This is a genomic window from Streptomyces sp. NPDC055099 (assembly GCF_053607685.1).
Window position 1 is genome coordinate 1 of record NZ_JBSGUA010000023.1, and the last position, 17,080, is coordinate 17,080.

The 17,080-nt window shown below is 68.4% G+C and carries 19 protein-coding genes; 9 read left to right on the forward strand and 10 right to left on the reverse strand.

The features are described 5' to 3' along the window. Nucleotides 1-189 precede the first annotated feature (189 nt). Nucleotides 190-660, reverse strand: a complete 471-nt coding sequence (locus ACWFRU_RS36945; RefSeq protein ID WP_453692483.1) for an MmcQ/YjbR family DNA-binding protein — start codon at nt 658-660, stop codon at nt 190-192. Between the two features lie 171 nt (nt 661-831). Between ACWFRU_RS36945 and ACWFRU_RS36950 the strand changes: the two genes are divergently transcribed. Both ACWFRU_RS36950 and ACWFRU_RS36955 read left to right on the forward strand, forming a co-directional pair. Then, nucleotides 832-1,649 (forward strand): IS5 family transposase gene (locus ACWFRU_RS36950; protein ID WP_453692484.1). Its coding sequence is split into 2 segments (ribosomal slippage): nt 832-1,183 and nt 1,183-1,649, totalling 819 coding nucleotides; the frame shifts between segments, so codons are not numbered across the junction. Nucleotides 1,650-1,790: 141 nt separating this feature from the next. Beyond that, nucleotides 1,791-2,597 carry a lysozyme gene (locus ACWFRU_RS36955; protein ID WP_453692485.1) on the forward strand — a complete coding sequence of 269 codons (807 nt, stop codon included), beginning with the start codon at nt 1,791-1,793 and terminating at the stop codon, nt 2,595-2,597. Between the two features lie 100 nt (nt 2,598-2,697). Here ACWFRU_RS36955 and ACWFRU_RS36960 read toward each other — a convergent pair whose 3' ends face one another. After that, nucleotides 2,698-3,075 (reverse strand): nuclear transport factor 2 family protein, encoded by a 378-nt coding sequence (locus tag ACWFRU_RS36960; protein ID WP_453692486.1) that lies wholly within the window; start codon nt 3,073-3,075, stop codon nt 2,698-2,700. Between the two features lie 94 nt (nt 3,076-3,169). Between ACWFRU_RS36960 and ACWFRU_RS36965 the strand changes: the two genes are divergently transcribed. Beyond that, complete coding sequence (locus ACWFRU_RS36965; protein WP_453692487.1) at nt 3,170-4,558, forward strand: CoA transferase; 1,389 nt, start codon at nt 3,170-3,172, stop codon at nt 4,556-4,558. A 26-nt stretch (nt 4,559-4,584) separates the two neighbouring features. Here the strand turns inward: ACWFRU_RS36965 and ACWFRU_RS36970 are convergent, their stop codons facing one another. Then, nucleotides 4,585-5,424 carry a helix-turn-helix transcriptional regulator gene (locus tag ACWFRU_RS36970; protein ID WP_453692488.1) on the reverse strand — a complete coding sequence of 280 codons (840 nt, stop codon included), beginning with the start codon at nt 5,422-5,424 and terminating at the stop codon, nt 4,585-4,587. 139 nt (nt 5,425-5,563) lie between these two features. Between ACWFRU_RS36970 and ACWFRU_RS36975 the strand changes: the two genes are divergently transcribed. Then, nucleotides 5,564-6,343, forward strand: a complete 780-nt coding sequence (locus ACWFRU_RS36975; protein ID WP_453692489.1) for an NAD(P)H-dependent oxidoreductase — start codon at nt 5,564-5,566, stop codon at nt 6,341-6,343. A 15-nt stretch (nt 6,344-6,358) separates the two neighbouring features. Here the strand turns inward: ACWFRU_RS36975 and ACWFRU_RS36980 are convergent, their stop codons facing one another. From ACWFRU_RS36980 to ACWFRU_RS36990, 3 genes are all read right to left on the reverse strand, one after another. Continuing rightward, on the reverse strand, nt 6,359-7,288 hold the full coding sequence (locus ACWFRU_RS36980; protein WP_453692490.1) for a hypothetical protein: 930 nt from the start codon (nt 7,286-7,288) through the stop codon (nt 6,359-6,361). A gap of 254 nt (nt 7,289-7,542) precedes the next feature. Continuing rightward, nucleotides 7,543-8,556: a S1 family peptidase gene (locus ACWFRU_RS36985; RefSeq protein WP_453692491.1), complete on the reverse strand. Its 1,014-nt coding sequence runs from the start codon at nt 8,554-8,556 to the stop codon at nt 7,543-7,545. A 436-nt stretch (nt 8,557-8,992) separates the two neighbouring features. Beyond that, nucleotides 8,993-9,925: an alpha/beta fold hydrolase gene (locus tag ACWFRU_RS36990; protein WP_453692492.1), complete on the reverse strand. Its 933-nt coding sequence runs from the start codon at nt 9,923-9,925 to the stop codon at nt 8,993-8,995. 205 nt (nt 9,926-10,130) lie between these two features. Between ACWFRU_RS36990 and ACWFRU_RS36995 the strand changes: the two genes are divergently transcribed. Both ACWFRU_RS36995 and ACWFRU_RS37000 read left to right on the forward strand, forming a co-directional pair. Continuing rightward, on the forward strand, nt 10,131-10,727 hold the full coding sequence (locus ACWFRU_RS36995) for a TetR/AcrR family transcriptional regulator (RefSeq protein ID WP_453692493.1): 597 nt from the start codon (nt 10,131-10,133) through the stop codon (nt 10,725-10,727). Next, entirely contained in the window at nt 10,724-11,455 is a 732-nt protein-coding gene (locus ACWFRU_RS37000) for an alpha/beta fold hydrolase (RefSeq protein WP_453692494.1), read from the forward strand. Before ACWFRU_RS36995 ends, ACWFRU_RS37000 begins: the two co-directional genes overlap by 4 nt. A 380-nt stretch (nt 11,456-11,835) precedes the next feature. Here ACWFRU_RS37000 and ACWFRU_RS37005 read toward each other — a convergent pair whose 3' ends face one another. Continuing rightward, nucleotides 11,836-12,600 (reverse strand): hypothetical protein, encoded by a 765-nt coding sequence (locus ACWFRU_RS37005; RefSeq protein WP_453692495.1) that lies wholly within the window; start codon nt 12,598-12,600, stop codon nt 11,836-11,838. Between the two features lie 679 nt (nt 12,601-13,279). Here ACWFRU_RS37005 and ACWFRU_RS37010 point away from each other — a divergent pair. Together ACWFRU_RS37010 and ACWFRU_RS37015 are read left to right on the forward strand one after the other, a co-directional pair. Continuing rightward, entirely contained in the window at nt 13,280-13,669 is a 390-nt protein-coding gene (locus tag ACWFRU_RS37010; protein ID WP_453692496.1) for a nitroreductase family protein, read from the forward strand. A gap of 88 nt (nt 13,670-13,757) precedes the next feature. Beyond that, nucleotides 13,758-14,321: a dihydrofolate reductase family protein gene (locus ACWFRU_RS37015; protein ID WP_453692497.1), complete on the forward strand. Its 564-nt coding sequence runs from the start codon at nt 13,758-13,760 to the stop codon at nt 14,319-14,321. 90 nt (nt 14,322-14,411) lie between these two features. On the opposite strand, the gene ACWFRU_RS37020 is transcribed toward ACWFRU_RS37015, so the two are convergent. Then, entirely contained in the window at nt 14,412-14,696 is a 285-nt protein-coding gene (locus ACWFRU_RS37020; protein WP_453692498.1) for a hypothetical protein, read from the reverse strand. Between the two features lie 475 nt (nt 14,697-15,171). Here ACWFRU_RS37020 and ACWFRU_RS37025 point away from each other — a divergent pair, with 475 nt between their 5' ends. Then, on the forward strand, nt 15,172-15,906 hold the full coding sequence (locus tag ACWFRU_RS37025) for an esterase/lipase family protein (RefSeq protein ID WP_453692499.1): 735 nt from the start codon (nt 15,172-15,174) through the stop codon (nt 15,904-15,906). Between the two features lie 99 nt (nt 15,907-16,005). On the opposite strand, the gene ACWFRU_RS37030 is transcribed toward ACWFRU_RS37025, so the two are convergent. Both ACWFRU_RS37030 and ACWFRU_RS37035 read right to left on the reverse strand, forming a co-directional pair. Then, nucleotides 16,006-16,428: a CBS domain-containing protein gene (locus ACWFRU_RS37030; protein WP_453692500.1), complete on the reverse strand. Its 423-nt coding sequence runs from the start codon at nt 16,426-16,428 to the stop codon at nt 16,006-16,008. A gap of 238 nt (nt 16,429-16,666) precedes the next feature. Beyond that, a complete protein-coding gene (locus ACWFRU_RS37035) occupies nt 16,667-16,939 on the reverse strand; it encodes a DUF4873 domain-containing protein (RefSeq protein WP_453692501.1) in 273 nt (90 codons plus the stop codon). Nucleotides 16,940-17,080 lie beyond the last annotated feature (141 nt).

The window sequence follows — 17,080 nt, forward strand, 5'->3', positions numbered from 1 at the left end:
GGCCGCCAAGGCCCTGCCGCGCCCTTAGCCGGCCGCACCCGCCGGACCCGCGAGAGCGTCGCGGGTCCGGCGGCTGCGGCTGTTGGGCGGCCTTGGGGCGGGTGCGGCGGGTGTACGCTCCCGCCGCTCCGGGGCGGACCGGAAGGAGCCGTGCCTGACCCGTGGCTGGAGCACGGGGTGGGTGACAGCTCAGCGAGGCAGTCCGGGACCGGCGGTGATGTCACCGGGCGGGCTCGCCGGGCTGCCCTCCGCATCGAGGCGCGTCACCCGCCGGACGCCGGCGACCTGACGGTAGGACGTGTCCAGGAGCTCGGCCACCTCCTGCCAGTCCACCTCCTGCGGAGCCGTGGTGCCGCCGGCTGCGAGGTCGATGCCGATCCAGCCGGACGGTGCGAGGTAGGCAGGGACGAAGAACCGCTTGTCCCCGGCGAGGGCCGCACGGCCCGCGTCGTCCGGCAGGACGATCAGGGCCTGGTCGTAGCGGATACGGTCATCAGCGGAGCCCTTGGTCGAACCGCCGTACCAGGCGAAGTATTTGCCGGCCCGGAAGCCCGGCCGGCCATGGGCGATCTGCTCCTCCGCATCCGGGAACGCCAGCGCCACCGTGCGCAGCCGTACCAGGTACGGGTCGTCGTCCTCGAACATCACAGCATGTGGCATAGCCCCAGGTCCCGTCTTGACGCGTTTACGACCTCCTCCAAGGTAGACGTGGCCGGGCGGAGCCGCCGAGACAAGGCGCCCAGCAGCCGCTCGCCGTCGACGCCGTACTTAGAGGTCCTAACAGAAGCTGTGATCGTGTGACTGTCGGCTTGATCGCTCGTTGTCGTTGTTGTGGGAAAGAGGGATTCGCGGCCGTGGATCGTCTCTGACGAACTGTGGTCGCTCATCGAGCCGTTGCTGCCCCAGCCGGGACCGAAGCTGGCGGAGGGCAGACCTCGGGTCCCCGACCGGCAGGCACTGTGCGGGATCCTGTTCGTGCTGCATACCGGCATCCAGTGGGAGTACCTGCCCCAGGAGCTGGGCTTCGGCTCGGGGATGACGTGCTGGCGGCGTCTTGCCGCGTGGAACGAGGCCGGCGTGTGGGACGAACTGCACCTGGTGCTGCTGGAGAAGCTGCGGGCCGCGAAGAAGCTGGACTGGTCGCGGGCGGTGATCGATTCCTCCCACGTCAGGGCGGCCCGGCGGGGCCCAAAAGCGGCCCCAGCCCGGTCGACCGAGCGCGGCCGGGCAGCAAGCACCACGTCGTCACCGACGCCGCGGGCATCCCGCTCGCGGTGTCGCTGACCGGCGGAAACCGCAACGACGTCACGCAGTTGCTTCCCCTGCTGGACAAGATTCCAGCGGTGGCGGGTGCCGTCGGCCGGCCGCGACGCAGACCCGATGCCCTGCTCGCCGACCGCGCCTACGACCACGACAAGTACCGTCGCCAGCTCTGGCAGCGCCGCATCCGCCCGGTCATCGCCGAACGAGGCGTCGAACACGGCTCTGGCCTGGGCGTCTTCCGTTGGGTGGTGGAGCGCACGATTGCCTGGCTGCACGGCTTCCGACGGCTGCGGATCCGTTGGGAACGACGCGACGACATCCACGAAGCCTTCCTCAGCCTCGCCACCTGCCTGATCACCCACCGACACGTCCAACGCCTTTGTTAGGACCTCTTAGGGCGTTTCAGGTGACGTGAGTCGCGCTCTCCGCGCGCCCATCGGGGATGGTCCCTGTCTCCATGCACGCTGAGCGTGCTCTAGAGGAGGAGTCCCATGTCTGTGTCTGTGCCCGCCCGTACACCTTGCCGGATGTCGACTGCCCTCACCGCCCTGGGTGGCGGCGTCTGCGCTCTTGCCCTGGTCCTGTCCGGCACAGCAGATGCCGCACCAGCAGCCCCCGAGCCCACTCACCCCGACGATGATTTCGCCGGCTCCCAGATCCTCAAGCATGAGGCAACGACCAGGAACGCCGTTGGACTCACCGCCGCCGCGGGAACCGAAGGCGTGGACGTCAGCAGCCATCAGCGCAAAGTCGCATGGTCCACGCTGCGCAAGTCCGGGGTGAGATTCGCCTACATCAAAGCCACGGAGTCCAAGAGCTACAAGAACCCCTACTTCACCCAGCAGTACAACGGGGCATACAACGTCGGCATGATCCGGGGTGCCTACCACTTTGCCCTGCCCAACACCTCCAGCGGCGCGACCCAGGCCCGCTACTTCCTCGCTCACGGCGGTGGCTGGTCCAAGGACGGCAGGACGCTTCCCGGTGCGCTGGACATGGAGTACAACCCCTACGGAGCCACTTGCTACGGACTGAGCAAGCAGGCCATGGTCAACTGGGTCAGAGACTTCTTCAGGACCTACAAGGCCAGCACCGGCCGGGACGTCGTCCTGTACACCTCGACCAACTGGTGGAAGAACTGCACCGGCAACTACACCGGGTTCGGCAAGACCAATCCGCTGTGGGTTCCGCGCTACGGTTCGTCGGTCGGTGCCCTGCCCGGGGGCTGGAAGTACCAGACCATCTGGCAGTACACGTCAAAGGGACCGACGGTCGGCGACCACGACCGGTTCAACGGGGGCATGGACCGCGTGCAAGCGCTGGCGAACGGCTGAGCGATGGTCCACCCCAGCCGCCCCTGGGACGCACAGGACGTCGGCCGCGGACGGGCGGGCTATTTCTGATGCAGCCGAAGCCTGGAGCTGATCGACCGGCCTACATCCGCTGCACGTACGGAGCCCGCCATTCCGGCGAGGGGTCCGTACCCAGCTCCGTCCAGTACTCCCGCCCAGCCATGACCTGGCCGTCCCGAACGGTCCAGAACGACGCCACGCGGTGGACCCCCATGGAGTCGTGCGGGACCTCCACCTCGGAGACCACACTCTCGCCATCCGCCACGATGCGCAGTACGCGGATCGACCACCCCTCCGGATACTCCGCGTTGATACGCACGAAGTTGGCGCGGCCCACGATCCGCTCTCCACTCACGGGCCACTCGACCACCACCTTCTCGGCAAGCAATCCACCGAGCCCCTCCCAGTCCCGCGCCTGCATGCGGTCCCACAACGCTTCAACGACCTTCGATGACTCCATGCCGCATCCTGACAGGCGCCACTGACAACCCTCGTAGGGCCCAGCCGATGGCGACGCCCTTCCCGTAGGTGGCCCTCAGTGCCACAGTGCGGGTATGAATTCTCCGATCATGGCCGGGACTTCGCAGGCTTGGGCGGCACTGGGTGCCGACCCTTCGCTGCTCGAGCGGGTGTCCTACGGCGGCACGTCGGGAGGGCTGCCGGCGCGGCTGCCGGTCATGGAGCTGGCGCGGGCCACCGTTGCGGTGTGCTCGCTCGCGGCTGCCGAGCTTGCTTCCCTGCGCACGGGACGCCCCGTGCCCCGTGTGCGGGTGGATGACGAGGCCGTCGCGACGGCGTTCCTCAGCGACCGGTTGGTGCGGGTCGACGGCACGGCGTGGTCGACCTTCTCGCCGCTGTCCCGATTCTGGCGGGCAGCCGATGGGTGGGTTCGTACGCACGCCAACTACCCCCACCACCGGGGCCGACTGCTCGCCGCTCTCGGGGCGGCGCGGGACCTCGGCGAGGAGGCAGTGGACGCGGTGGCCCGGGCGATCGCGGGGCTGACCGCGCTCGAGGTGGAGGAGAGCGTGTACGCGAGGGGCGGTTTGGCCGTCGCGGCACGGGGCGCTGACGCCTGGGCCAAGAGCGAGCAGGGGATTCTGGTCGCGGGGCAGCCGCTGCTGACGACGGCGCGCATCGATGAAGCCCCCGAGCGGATGCTCAGGCATGCCGCACTGCCGTGCGCGGGGCTGCGCGTCCTGGATCTGACCCGGGTACTGGCCGGACCGGTCGCCACCCGAACGCTGGCGTTGCTCGGCGCCGACGTGCTGCGGATCGATGCCCCGCAGCTGCCGGAAAGCCAGGAGGCCCACAACGACACAGGGATGGGGAAACGCTCGACCACACTGGACCTGGCACAGCCCACGGACCGGAAGGTCTTCGGAGATCTGCTCGAGACGGCGGACGTGGTGGTCACCGGCTACCGGCCGGGAGCGCTGGAGCGGTTCGGGCTGACCCCCGAGGCGCTCGCCGAGCGCCGTCCGGGTCTGGTGATCGCCCAACTCTCCGCGTGGGGCCGTTACGGGCCGTGGCACGAGCGGCGCGGCTTCGACAGCCTGGTCCAGGTGGCCACCGGCATCGCCCAGTTGGAGGGCTCACCGGACGCGCCGGGTGTGCTGCCCGCCCAGGCCCTGGACCATGGCACCGGCTATCTGCTCGCGGCCGGAGTGCTGCGCGCGCTCACCGAGCAACACCGCACCGGCGGCACTCGACTGATCCGCCTGGCCCTGACACAGACCGCGCACTGGCTGGTCCACGACCTGGCACCCGCTCCGGGCAAGAATGAGGGCTTCGACGCCACGCGCCGGCTGACCGAGACCGACAGCCCCATGGGTCGACTGCGGCACGCACTGCCGCCCATCTCGTACGAGGGGGGCGCGACGAACTGGGCACGCCCGCCGGGCCGGTGGGGGACAGACGCCCCGGTCTGGAAGGACGCCTGACCAACCCTCTCGGGGCGGTACACCCGTCACACCGAGCTCGACGTCGAGGATGAATGCCCTGCCGTCGTGTCAAGGCCCGCCAGCAGGCGCAGCCCGTCCGCGGCGGGGCTGCCGGTGGCCGCGGTCAGTACCAGCAGTTCCATGCCCGAGTCATCGGGCAGCGCGAAGTTCTCCTGGTGCAGCTCAAGGAGTCCGACCAGCGGGTGCTGGTACACCTTGCGGCCATGTGTGCGGGCGCGTACGTCCGCGCGGGCCCAGAGGCGGCGGAAGCGCTCGCTGCTCATCGCCAGTTCGCCGATGAGCGAGGCCAGGCGGGGGTCGTCGGGGTATTTGCCGGCGGCCAGGCGCAGGTGTCCGACCACGTCGAGGGTGCAGTTCTCCCATTCCGCGTACAGGCCGCGCTCGGCCTCCTCGAGGAAAATGTGCCGGGCGGTGTTCAGGCCCGGCAGTGCCCGGCCGAAGAGGAGCCCGGCGAGACGGTTGCCGGCGAGTACGTCAAGGCGATGATCCATGATCAGCGCGGGTACGTCGGTGACCAGGTCGAGGATGCGCAGGACCTCTGGGCGGACCCGCCCGCCGGGCGCCGTCGCGCGCCGGCGGGGCTGCCGGGCGAGCCGGGAGAGATGTCCTCGTTCGGTCTCGTCCAGGCCGAGGACGCGGGCGAGCGCGTCGAGGACCTGCTCGGAGGGCTGGGTCGCGCGGCCCTGCTCCAGGCGTACGTAGTAATCGACGCTGACTCCGGACAGGTGCGCGACCTCTTCGCGGCGCAGCCCGTCGACCCGGCGGCGGCTGTCGGTGGGGATGCCGACGGCCTTCGGGTCGACCCGGGAACGCCGGGTCCGCAGGAAGCTCGCGAGATCGTCCATGCCGCCCAGTATGGCCTCTGCGGGCCCTGCGAAGGTGGTCCTGCCGATACCAGGAAGTCCGGTCCGACGGACGCGGCGCCCCTGAACGCCCGGTGTCACGGTGCCCAGAATCGAAGGCATCCGATCCGAAGGAGTTCCCATGAAGACGCTGATCGTCCATGCCCACCCCGAGCCGAAGTCGCTCAACGGCTCACTGAAGGACCTCGCAGTCTCCACCTTGGAGAACGCAGGGCATCAGGTGCGGGTGAGCGACCTGTACGCGATGAACTGGAAGGCGGTGGTGGACGCCGCGGACTACGGCCCGCACGCTTCAAGTCCGCTGCAGGTCGCGCGGGATTCGGGCCGGGCCTTCGACGCCGGGGCACTCACTCCGGACGTCCGCAGCGAGCAGGAGAAGCTGCTGTGGGCCGACACGATCATCTTCCAGTTCCCGCTGTGGTGGTACTCGATGCCCGCGATCCTCAAGGGCTGGGTGGACCGGGTGTTCACCTTCCACTTCGCCTACGGCGTGGGTGAGCACAGCGACACCAAGTACGGCGAGCGCTTCGGCGAAGGCACCCTCGCGGGCCGCAAGGCCCTGCTGTCGGTGACCGCGGGCGGCCCGGAGTCGCATTACGCCGCCCGCGGGATCAATGGCCCCATCGACGATCTGCTGTTCCCGATCCACCACGGCATCCTCTACTACCCCGGCATCGAGGTGCTGCCGCCGTTCGTGCTCTACGGCACCGACCGGCTGACCGAGGAGGAGTACTCGGACGTCGCCAAGGCCTGGGAACAGCGGTTGCTCACTTTGGAGTCGACCGAGCCGCTCGCGTTCCGGCAGCAGAACTTCGGCGACTACGAGATCCCCTCGCTGCAACTGAAGGAGGGTTTGGAGCCCGCGGGTCGCACGGGCTTCGGGCTGCATCTGCGGGGCTGAGTGCGGCCAGGGAAGTCAACTCCAGCTCGGTGAGAAGCTGTTCGGCTCGCCGTACGGTATGGGCCGTGCGGTGAACGCGTCCAGAAGAGTGCGCTCTCCGACGGGCCGGTTCAGTTTCACGGTCACTTCCTCGCCGCGCAGCTCACTGGTGCAGGAACCGTCCTGTGTTCCCACCACAGACGCAGAAAGCAGCACGCTGCCGTCTGTCTCCAGCACGTCCACGGTGGGGCCGTCGTCACAGCTTCCATGATTGGCCACTACGGTGACGGACTGCCCGTCCGCCGCCAACTCGACCAGCCGTCCGACCGGCGACAGCTCGTTGGCGGAGACATCCTTGGACGGCCCGATGGGTGAGGTGGGGAGCTTCGACGGTCTCACTGCGGCACGCTTGAGCGGAGTCTTGTAGCCCTCCAAGGTGAACAGCCATGCGGGAACGGTGGCGGGTCCGCGGCTGGTGGCCAGGTCCATCTCGCCCAGTTGCGCCCCGGTCACGACGAGCTTGGCTCCGTCGTTGCCGCCGCGAGCCACTGTCTCGTATGCCTGCCTGGCGCTCACGACGGGGAGCATGAGTGAGCCTCCGTTCTTCCACCTCACCGTCCCTTCGCCGTGTGAGGTGTGGGGGAGGGGGCTGCGCAGGGCGAAGTTCTGGGTCTTGTATGCCTGCTTGTCGTCTTCGTTGTGCAGTCCTTCTTCAGGCAGTTGGACCGCCTCACCCATCGGGTAGTAGCCCTTGCCCCACACCTCAGCTGCTTTGGAGCCGTCCCAGGCCTCGGCGACCCGGCGGGCCCGGACCTCCGGCTTCGGCGCCGAGCTTGGGTCGTGGGTCTCCGCCCCGCTGTCGCGGGACTCCTCGCTGCCGCAACCTGCGAGCGCACCGGCTCCCGCAGTGAGCAGGATCGATGCGATGAGCAGGCTGGTGGTGGTGCGCGCGTTCTTCGAGCGCATGTGTCTCCCAAGGGCTGACGTCGGCGAGTGACGGCCGGATGGCGCGGTGCAAGCAAGGCGGTGCCACCGGAGCTGCGCAGTGCGGACGTGCGGCGAGTGGCGTTGGCGCCGGTCCGCACTGCGCATGGTGGTGCGTCGGTGGTGGTCGCGGTGGTGGTCGCGGTGGTGGTGATCGCGGTGGTGACTTGACCTCGCTCAGGTCTCTGTCAGACCGAGAACAAACCGGTCACTCAGCAAGACCCCAAGACCCAGGGTCAGAAGACGCTGACGTTGTTCTTGATGATCACGTCTTGCACCGGGTGATAGAAGGAGACGCGATCCGGCTGCGCGTCGGTGTTGCCGCACGGCTCCGTGACGTAGTTGCCGCCCGACGTGATGCCCAGCGCGGTGGTCCCGGTGAACATCGCCCCGCCGCTGTCGCCCAACTTGTTGCAGAGGCTTGATTCGACCTGGTTGTAGAGCGTGGAGCCGTCGTCGTAGTTGACGGTGATGCTCGGCCGAAGAATCATGCCGTCCAGGTCTTGGCTGGTGGTTCCCACGCGCTTGACCTTCTCGCCGTCCACGACCCATCGAGAGCTGGCGATCTGCGACGCGGAGCCATCCTTGTACTGGACGGTCCCGTACGGGGAGACGTTGGAGTTGCGGTACTCGATGACGGCCCAGTCGCCGGGCTCGAACTCCCAGTCGGTCTGCCTGCCCAGGTAGATGTTTCCGCTGTCCCGGTACCACTCGTAGTTCCCGCCGAGGATGCAGTGCCCGGCGGTGAGCATGAACTTCTTACCTGAGTCGTCGGCGACGTTGAAAGCCGAGCTGCAGCCCGTGTTGCCGGAGTGGATACCGAGACCGCCGCGCATGTCATAGGCAGATCGCTGCAGCTTCCCGGAGTGACGCTCGATACGTACCGCGTCTCCATGGGTCGCGGCGGCGGCTTCGATCCGGTTGCGATCGGCGGCGGATACTCCGTCGTAAATCTCGACGGACACCTTGTTGCTGCTCGGGTCGACGCCCCATGCGGTGTTGGGGATCCCGGCCAGCCGGTCCATGTCGGAGTTGACGGAGTTGAGCCGGGCCGCGCTGCGGGTGACGACCTTCGCCGTCCCGCCGGCTTCTCGAACCGATCTCGCGGCTGCCTGGTCGGTGACCGCAGTGGTGAGGCGCCCGTCCTCGTAGTAGACGCCGGCGGTACGGTCGTCGCCGAGCCGGGCGGCAACTGCGGCCGCCCTGGCCGACTCGCTCAGCGGGACCGGGGCCGCCTGGGCGGCCGGCATGGCAAGCAGCGAGAACAGACCGCCAACCGCCGCCGAGATTGCTACGAGACGTATCCGAGGTCTTCGCACTGGTTCCTCCCCCACGTAGATGAAAGGCACGCCCCCTTGATCGACCATGCCCGGGAGCAGGATGGGCAGGTCGGGTTGCCGCCAGGTGAACACAAGTGGTCGTAGAACTGTGAACTACCGTGCGTCAGTGGGGTGTTGATGCCAGCAGGGGGCGGAGGCGTCGAGGATGTACCGTGGACGTTCGGCGGAGTGTTGTTCGCCCGCGGCAACATCCTGCACGTCGACGGTGATGGGGTGGTCGTTCTGCCGCGTTCTCGATGGCGGGCAGAGCGACGCAGCCCGTCCGTCTCGCGTCGGCCCCGGCCTCCGTGACGCCGAGGAGCCGAAACCGGCGCGCTTGGCCGAGCGGTCAGAACATCGCCCAGTCTCAATCGCTTTGGGCGATGAAGTCGGTCAGTGCGGCAGCGACGGCGTCGGGCTGTTCATCGGGGATGAAGTGTCCTGCGTCCGGCACGACGACCCCGATGGCGTGGTCGGCCCATGGCCTGACAGAAGCTGCCATGTCGGGTATGGAGCCGTGGCTGCTGGAGATCCCAAGAACCGGGACCGCGAGGCGCTGTTGTGCCAGCGCTTCGTGATTTTTCCGCGCCGAGTCCGAGGCGTTCCGGTAGTAGGCAAGGGATGCACGCAGACCGCCGTCGGCGGCCACGGACGCGGCGTATTGCGCAATTTCGGCGTCGTCGAAGGTGTCGCGGGAGAGGGCCTTGGCCTTCAGGAACCAGCCGACGTATTCCCGTTCGCGGCCGACGAGCAGAGTTTCGGGCAGGTCGGGCACGAGGTGGAAGGCGAAGTGCCAGGTCTTCCATGCGTGCTCGGGGTCGGTTGGGATGGCGTCAGGGAGTGTGATGCCGGGGATGCCGGCATCGAGCAGTGCCAGGCCACGCAGCTGGTTCTGGTACTTCAGGGCGAGGGAAAAGGCGACCCACGCGCCGATGTCGTGGGCGGCCAGCCAGTATGTCGAGACTCCGAGCGCCTTGACCGCGGCGTGGACGAGCGCGGCGGCCGTGTGCGTGTCGTAGCTGATGTCCGGGCGTTCGGAGTGGCCCTGGCCCGGCAGGTCGATCGCGATGACGTGGAATCGGTCGGCCAGGTTCGGCATCACCTTGCGCCACGCCCACCAGGTTTGAGGGAACCCGGCGAGCAGCACGATGGCGGGATCGCCCGGCTGACCGCCCTCAACCGCGTGAAGCCGGACGCCGTCCGCGTCGACCCAACGGTGGGTGAATCCGTCCAGGTCGGTCAGCGGCAGATCGTGGACCGGGTTGCCGGGGTCGCTGCGGGTGCTCGCGTGGTCGTTCATGGTTCTCCTCCACAGGTGCGAGGTGCGAGGTGCGAGGTGCGAGGTGCGAGGTGCGAGGTGCGAGGTTCGAGGCATGTGGGCGGGCTGGCCGGAAGAATGGCATCCGGCCGTGATCATGCCTGCACCCTAACTCATCTTGAACTGATCAGTTCAAGATGGAATAGTGATCCACTAGGAGGTCCCAGCAAGAGGGAGGTGGGCCGGCATGGCAGGGAAGAAGCAGTTCGACATCGCCACGGCGCTCGATGCCGCGATGATCCAGTTCTGGCGGGCCGGCTACGCGGACACGTCGGTGGACGACCTGTCCCGCGCGACCGGACTCAACCGCAGCTCCATCTACTCCTCCCTCGGCGACAAGGACACGCTCTTTCTGCGCTGCCTGGAGCGCTACACCACGCGCTACGGAGCCAAGTACGACGCCGCGTTGTCCTGCGCCGCCGACCGGCCCCTGGCGGCCGCGCGGGCGTTCTTCGGTATCACCCTGGAACGCATCGCGGACCCCGGTCTGCCCGATGGATGCCTGGTGGCCCAAACGGTCATGGCGACCCCGGTGTTGAGCGCGAGCATCGCTGCGCGTGCGCGGGAGGCGATCGGCCTGCAGCACACTCGGCTACGCGCCGCGCTGCAGGCCGGCCGGCTGCACGACGAGGCGGCCGAGTCCTTCGCGACCCACCTTGCGGCCGTGAACCAGTCCCTTGCCATCATGAGCAGAGCCGGAACGAGCGCGGAGCAACTGCGGGCCATCGTGGACGTGACCCTCGACGCGCTCGCGCAAACTCTGTCTCCTGGGGGAAGCCGATGAAAACAGCGGATGCAGTGCCCATGGTCTTCGTTCACGGGACGCGCTTCAGCGCGGGACAGTGGAGCATGCAACTTGCCGCGCTCCGCGACGAATACCCAGTAGTCGCCATCGACCTGCCCGGCCACGGTGAGCGCGCGGCTCAGCCCTGGAGCCTGGACAGCGCGACAGAGATCATCGCTTCCGCGGTGGACTCGCTCGACTGCGGTCCAGCCCTGGTCGTCGGGCACTCGCTCGGCGGGTATGCCTCGCTGGAGTTCGCGCGGCGCCGTCCGGAGCAACTCCGCGGGCTGATCCTCGCGGGAGCCAGTGCCTCCACCGGTGGCCTCCGGGCAGCGCCATACCGGTGGGTCGCCAGGCTCGTCCCTCGTGTGCCGGCGGATCGCCTGGCCCGGTGGAACGACCGGTTGCTGCGACGGCTCTACCCACGAGAAGTGGTGGAGGCGACCATCCGTTCCGGCTACGCCTTCCATACCCTGCCCGCGGCCTGGAACGAAGTACTCGGACGCTTCGACGCGGGGGCGATGCGTCATGTGAAGGCCCCGGTCCTCATCCTGAACGGGGAGAAGGACGCCGTCTTCCGCGCCGGGGAGGCGGACTTCGCCCGCGCTCATCCGGACGCTCGCGTCGAGTTGATCCCGCGGGCACGACACCTCGCGAACTTCGACGACCCGGCTGCCTTCACTGATGCCGTGCGCCGCTTCGCCCGCCAGCTCCCTGCCATCAGTTGAGCGTGCCGCACAGATGTGGGCCAGCTGAGCGGGACGGTCAGACCGGGCGCTGCCAGCATGGGCTGCCTTGGGCTCAGGAGTTCAGCGTGCCCGCCGCGCCCGCAGCGCCGAGGCAACGATGTTCGCCGCGCCCTTGCCGCGTCAGCTCCCACCGGCTGCCGGCGTGGAAAGCCGTGCTACCCATCGCCGAGCGGGGGAGTGATCGGCTCTCCCCACGGCCGGGGGAATGCATGACTCCCGTGACGCGCACGCAGGACTCACCCTCCGCAATCGGCAGAGGGACGCATTCACTGTCTGACCTGAAGGGTGCGGGGCATCCTCCGTTCAAGGTCGGTGGCCGCTGCCTGATTGGTCCCCGACGCCGTCGTCCGAGTCTGTGGTCAGGACTCGACCTCGAATTCGAGTTCGTCGTAACGGCGTTCGGCGATCTGCTCGCGAGTCCCCGAGACGAGGGTGATGCAGTCCCCGTCGAAGACCGCGCTCTCCGGGATGGACACGAACAGTACGTTCCCGCGGTCTTCCACTGGGTTGTGCCAGGCAGGGGAGAGACCGCCGAGCTGAATGCCGTAGCCCCAGCGTACGGCGAGAATCGCCCCGATCTCATCTATCAGGCTGTTCACGAGGCGGCCTCGCTCGACGTCCCCCTCGGCGTAGTCGACAGCTTCCGCCACACGCGTCCGGTGGAGAGCGACGGGCTCGGTGATTCCGGGTACCGCGTAGAGCGGGAACGACTCGTAGGGCTTCGGCGCGTCCGGCTCCGCCTCCCGAGGGGGGCGTTCGACTGTTTCGGTCCCCGCCGGCAGGTGGATGACGAAGCCTTCGTCCTGATCCGTGACTTCGGCGAGGATCACCACCTGGCCCTCGGCGGGAAAGTCGATGTCGAGGACGCCGGTGGGTATGGCGGCGCAGTTGATGGTCACCACGTGCGGTACGTACGCGGGCACGACCACATCTTCAGGCAGATGGGCAGGCCCGGCTGCCCGGGCCGCTGGACGGGCGTATTCCCTCAGCTCCTCCGGTAGTTCCTCGTAGCGGCAGAGGTAGACACAGGGGCGCAGGAGGCGGACGAACGCCTCGGTCACCGACTCGGGTAGGCCAAGGGCCCACCCGGCATCGCGGATGGCTTCACGTGCGGTTGCGGTCATGGACGTCACCGTGCCACGCCCCACTGACATCACTGACACCACTGCGATGCTGGCGAGGCATGAGCCCCCCTGCGATGGACAGCGGGAGCCGCGCTCAGCGCACGTACAACTGCCACTTGCCTGAACCGTCGTATTAATGGCGGGAGTGCTCGGAATAGTCGCGGAAGGCTATGAGGACGCCGCCGGTGGCCTGGCACTCCCACTTGCTTCTGTGGTCGCTGGCCCATATCCAGTTGGCCGCCGACAACATGAGTGAGGCGATATCGGCCGCCTTGACGGCGTTCCCTCCCCGGCCATCGACGCGGAAACCTGGAACCCGTCCGGGACCAACTGAGCGCAGTTGCCGGAACGCTGAGGGGCGCGTTCGCCGGTCTGAGCGGTGGCAGCAGAGCCCTTGCTGTCAACTGGACTTCGAAAAGATGGACTCGCCGGGTGGCGCCGGGTACGGCGGTGCACGTGACTGCTCCCCGGGTTGCAGAGCGGTCGCCTCAACTTGCGCAGTAGCCGAGAAGTCAAACGGCTGTGGGTTCCACCAAGGGAAACCGCCCACTGGCCAGGGGCGCCCGGGGCGTGCTCGTGCGCTTGAGGTGGGGGCGGGTGAATTGACGACTACGCCGACTTCGGCCAGGGCACCTACCTCGACCGGGCCCACCACCATGCCGCGACCCTCTACGAGTCCATGGGCATCCCGCGCTCGGACAAGGCGGCCAGGAAGGCCGCAGCGCTCGAGAACCTCAGCTTTTTCGGCGCGCTCCATGCCGCCTTCCTGTTCATGCCGGCCTTCGGGGACGGGGTGCGGACAGCGGGCGACATCGGCATGTACGCCCAGAACTTCCTGCTGTCCTTGACCGCCCGGGGACTCGGCGGCATCCCACAGACCATGCTCGGCTTCTACGCCGACACCGTCCGCGAGGTCCTGGACGTCCCCAAGGACCTCAAGCTGCTGTTCGGCATCTCCTTCGGCACCGCCGACGAGAGCGCACCGGCCAACAGCTTTCGCATGCAACGGGCCACGCTGGACCAGAGCGTCGTCCTGCACGACACCCCCGGCGTCCTCAACAAGCAATAGAGAATCGCTTCCTCACACCGCGCACCGATGAGTTTCCCGCGCCGCGCCGGTCTGTACGCGCGAGACCGACTTACGGAAGGCTGGCGCCATGCGGAAACTGATCTACGGCATGAACCTGTCCCTGGACGGTTACATCGCCGCGCCCGGCGACGACCTCGGCTGGAGCGTGCCGAGCGACGAGCTGTTCCAGTTCTGGTCCGACCAGTTGTTGGCGACCGACCTGACGCTGTACGGGCGCAAGCTGTGGCAGGCGATGAGCTCTTACTGGCCGACCGGTGACCAGCAGCCCAATGCCACCCCGGCGGAGATCGAGTACGCGCGCCGCTGGCGGGACATGTCGAAGGTGGTGTTCTCCTCGACGATCGACAAGGTCGACTGGAACACCCGCCTGGTCACCGGCGACGCGGTTACCGAGATCACCCGGCTCAAGGCCGAGGACGGCGGCCCGATGGACATCGTTGGCGCGACGCTCGCCGGGGCGGCCATGCGGGCTGGGCTGATCGACGAGTACGTGCTGGCCACCGCGCCGGTTCTGGTGGGCGGCGGCACGCCGTTCTTCACCACGTTGGCCAGCTGGGTGAACCTGAAGCTGGTGGAGACGCGGACGCTTTCCTGCGGCGTGACCCTGACCAGGTACGAGACAAGGCGCTGAGCGCCCGTCGCTCGACTCGACCGCCTCTGGGGGAGGGGCAGCTCCCACTCCCGAGCGGGAGCTGCCCCTCCGGCAGCACGCTGCGCCTGTCTAACAGTGGTGCTTTGTCAGGATGGTGCGGTTGCAGGTCGTGTCGGGGCTCTGGTCGGGGAGCATGCCGACGGGCCGGCCGGTGGAGCGTTCCGCTCCTTTTCTGGCGACCTCGCCGACGATGTGGGCGGCAGGCTGTATCTCTTCGCGGGGAGTGGGGTGTGGGGCAGCCGGCGGGTGAAGCATGGCGGTGGTATCGGCGAACGCTGCCGCCGTCGGCATGGCGACGGCGGTCAGCGCGCCGAGGACGATCGCCAGGGCCCGAAGGCGCATGTGCAGGGGCATCGTCTTGTTCTCGGCTCCGGCTTTCGCCTCAGGCGGCCGGTGCGAACAGGATGCCGGTGTCAGGGGCCGGCTGGTCGTCGGGCTTGGTGGGGTCCGGCTTCGGGGCGGGCTTGACGGTGTCAGGGGCGGGCCGCGGGTCGGGCTGCACGTTGTTGTCCGGGGTGGGTCCGGGGGTCGGGCTGCACCTCGTCGTCGGGGGTCGGGGCGGGCGCGGGTTCGTCCTGTCCGGCCTTTTCCATCGCGTTTCGCCACCACGGCCGCCGCTGCCTGCTTCCTCGCTGCGCTCGCCTGCTCGCCTGCGCCCGCCGTGGCGAGCACGCCCGACGAACCCCGGCCGCACCACGACAGTGCCCCTGGGGCCACTGTGCCCACCCTGCTCTCACCCGCGACCGCCAATTCCAGCCCGCCAGGTGCCCAAGGGGACCCCGCCGGCCCCTGCCACGCCGACGCGGATCTGCGAGCCCACCCCCGTCCGGTGGTGCTGGTGCACGGGACGGCCATGAACGCCTACAACAGCTGGAACGCGATGGCCCCCGCGCTCGCCGATGCGGGCTACTGCGTCTACGCCCTCAACTATGGCGGCGACGGCAGCCCTCTCAACGCCCTGGGAGCCAAGGGCACCGGCCGGATCGAGGACTCCGCCAGGGAACTGGCCACCTATGTCAGCCGTGTGCTGCGCACCACCGGGGCCCGTGCGGTGGACCTTGTCGGGCACTCGCTGGGCGGGCTCATGCCGCGCCAGTACCTGAAGTTCGAGGGAGGCGCCTCAAAGGTGCACCGGCTGATCGGGCTCGCGCCGGACAACCACGGGACGACGGCGAACGGCCTCGATGTCCTCGTCAGGGCGGTGGCCCCGACGACCGACGTCGTCGTGGGCCCCTCATCGCGGCAGCAGATGGCGGGGTCAACGTTCTTGAAGCGCCTCAACGCGGGCGGCGACACCATGCCCGGGGTCGATTACACAGTGGTGGCCACCACCTACGACAGGATGGTCACCCCCTACACGTCGGGCTTCCTCACCTCCCCCGCCAACCGTCCTGAAGCGGTCGACAACATCACGCTCCAGCATGTGTGTCCCACCGACAGGTCGGGGCACCTCGACGTCCTGTACTCGCCGAACGCGATCAACTTGACCTTGGACGCCCTCGACCCCGCGCACCGCGCCACCTGGACCTGCACGACCCGCACTCCCCTCCTCCCGCTGCCCTGAGGAAGGGACGTCCCCGTAGCCCACGCGTCGGACTACGGCCGTAAGCGGGCGGGGGAGTTGGCCGCGGACCCTGCGCGCGCTGTAGCGGGCAGGGGAGATTCAGTCGGTGGAGAGCGCTTCGAGGAGACGTCCCGCGTCAGGGGCATCGAGCGCCCGGGCGGCGTCCGCAAGCGCAACCACGCCCACCAGGGAAGTGCCGTCGATCACCGGCAGACGCCGGACCTTGTGCCGGGTCATCGTGCTGAAGATTTGTTCCGCGTCGTCGTCCGCACCGATCGTGACGGCTTCGCCCTGCGCCAGGGTGCCTGTCTCCACCTCCGCCGGATCGAGCCCCTTGGCTAGGACCTTCACCACGATGTCCCGGTCGGTCACCACACCGACCAGCCGGTTGTTCTCGCCGCAGATGGGCAGGGCGCCCACCTGAAGTTCCGTCAGCTTGCGTGCCGCGTCGAGGGCGCTGTCGTGCCCTTGAACGCACTGCGCGCCGCCGGTCATGATGTCCCGTGCCGTCTTCGTGGCCATGGTGAAGTGCCGTCCTCTCTGTCCTGGATGCTTCGGCATGCCTCCGCGCCGGAGGCTGTCAGGATCGGGGGCCCGGGAGGGGCGCCTGTGAAACAGGATCGCCGGAGTTCATCTCGGACGAGCCGCGGTACCCACCGGGCTCGTCGGCCGGGGCGGCGGCAGTCGACCGATGAGGGCGGGCGGACGCTCCTCTTCGGCATGGGACACAGGCCAAGCAACCCGCCCAAGGGAGGGCGGCTCAAAAGGGCGCCGGGCCGTGGCCGGTGATTGCGGCGCTCCCACTCTCCGCGTCCATGTCGATCCGGGCGGTCCCCTGGTTCCCGTCGGGCATGCGGATCGTGACGCTGCTGCTCTGCACTGCGGCCCAGAACGATGCCTGCAGTCCGTCGGCGTGAACCGTGCCCGACCAGGTCCTGGACGCGCCGTGGTCGACGGCTTGCAGAGCGGCCATCACCTCGGTCGCCTCTCCGCTGATGACGAGTGTGACAGGGCCTTCGTAGATGTCGGTCATGCGTCCAGCCTGCCCGAAGAATCAACGACGACTCCGCCTTCATGAGCTGCTCGCCCGGCGCGGCGTTGCGAGCCCCTGGCTTTGGCACCGGACCGATGAGGTCCGCCCGGCGGGGGCCGGTCCGCTTCGGTCCGCGCGATG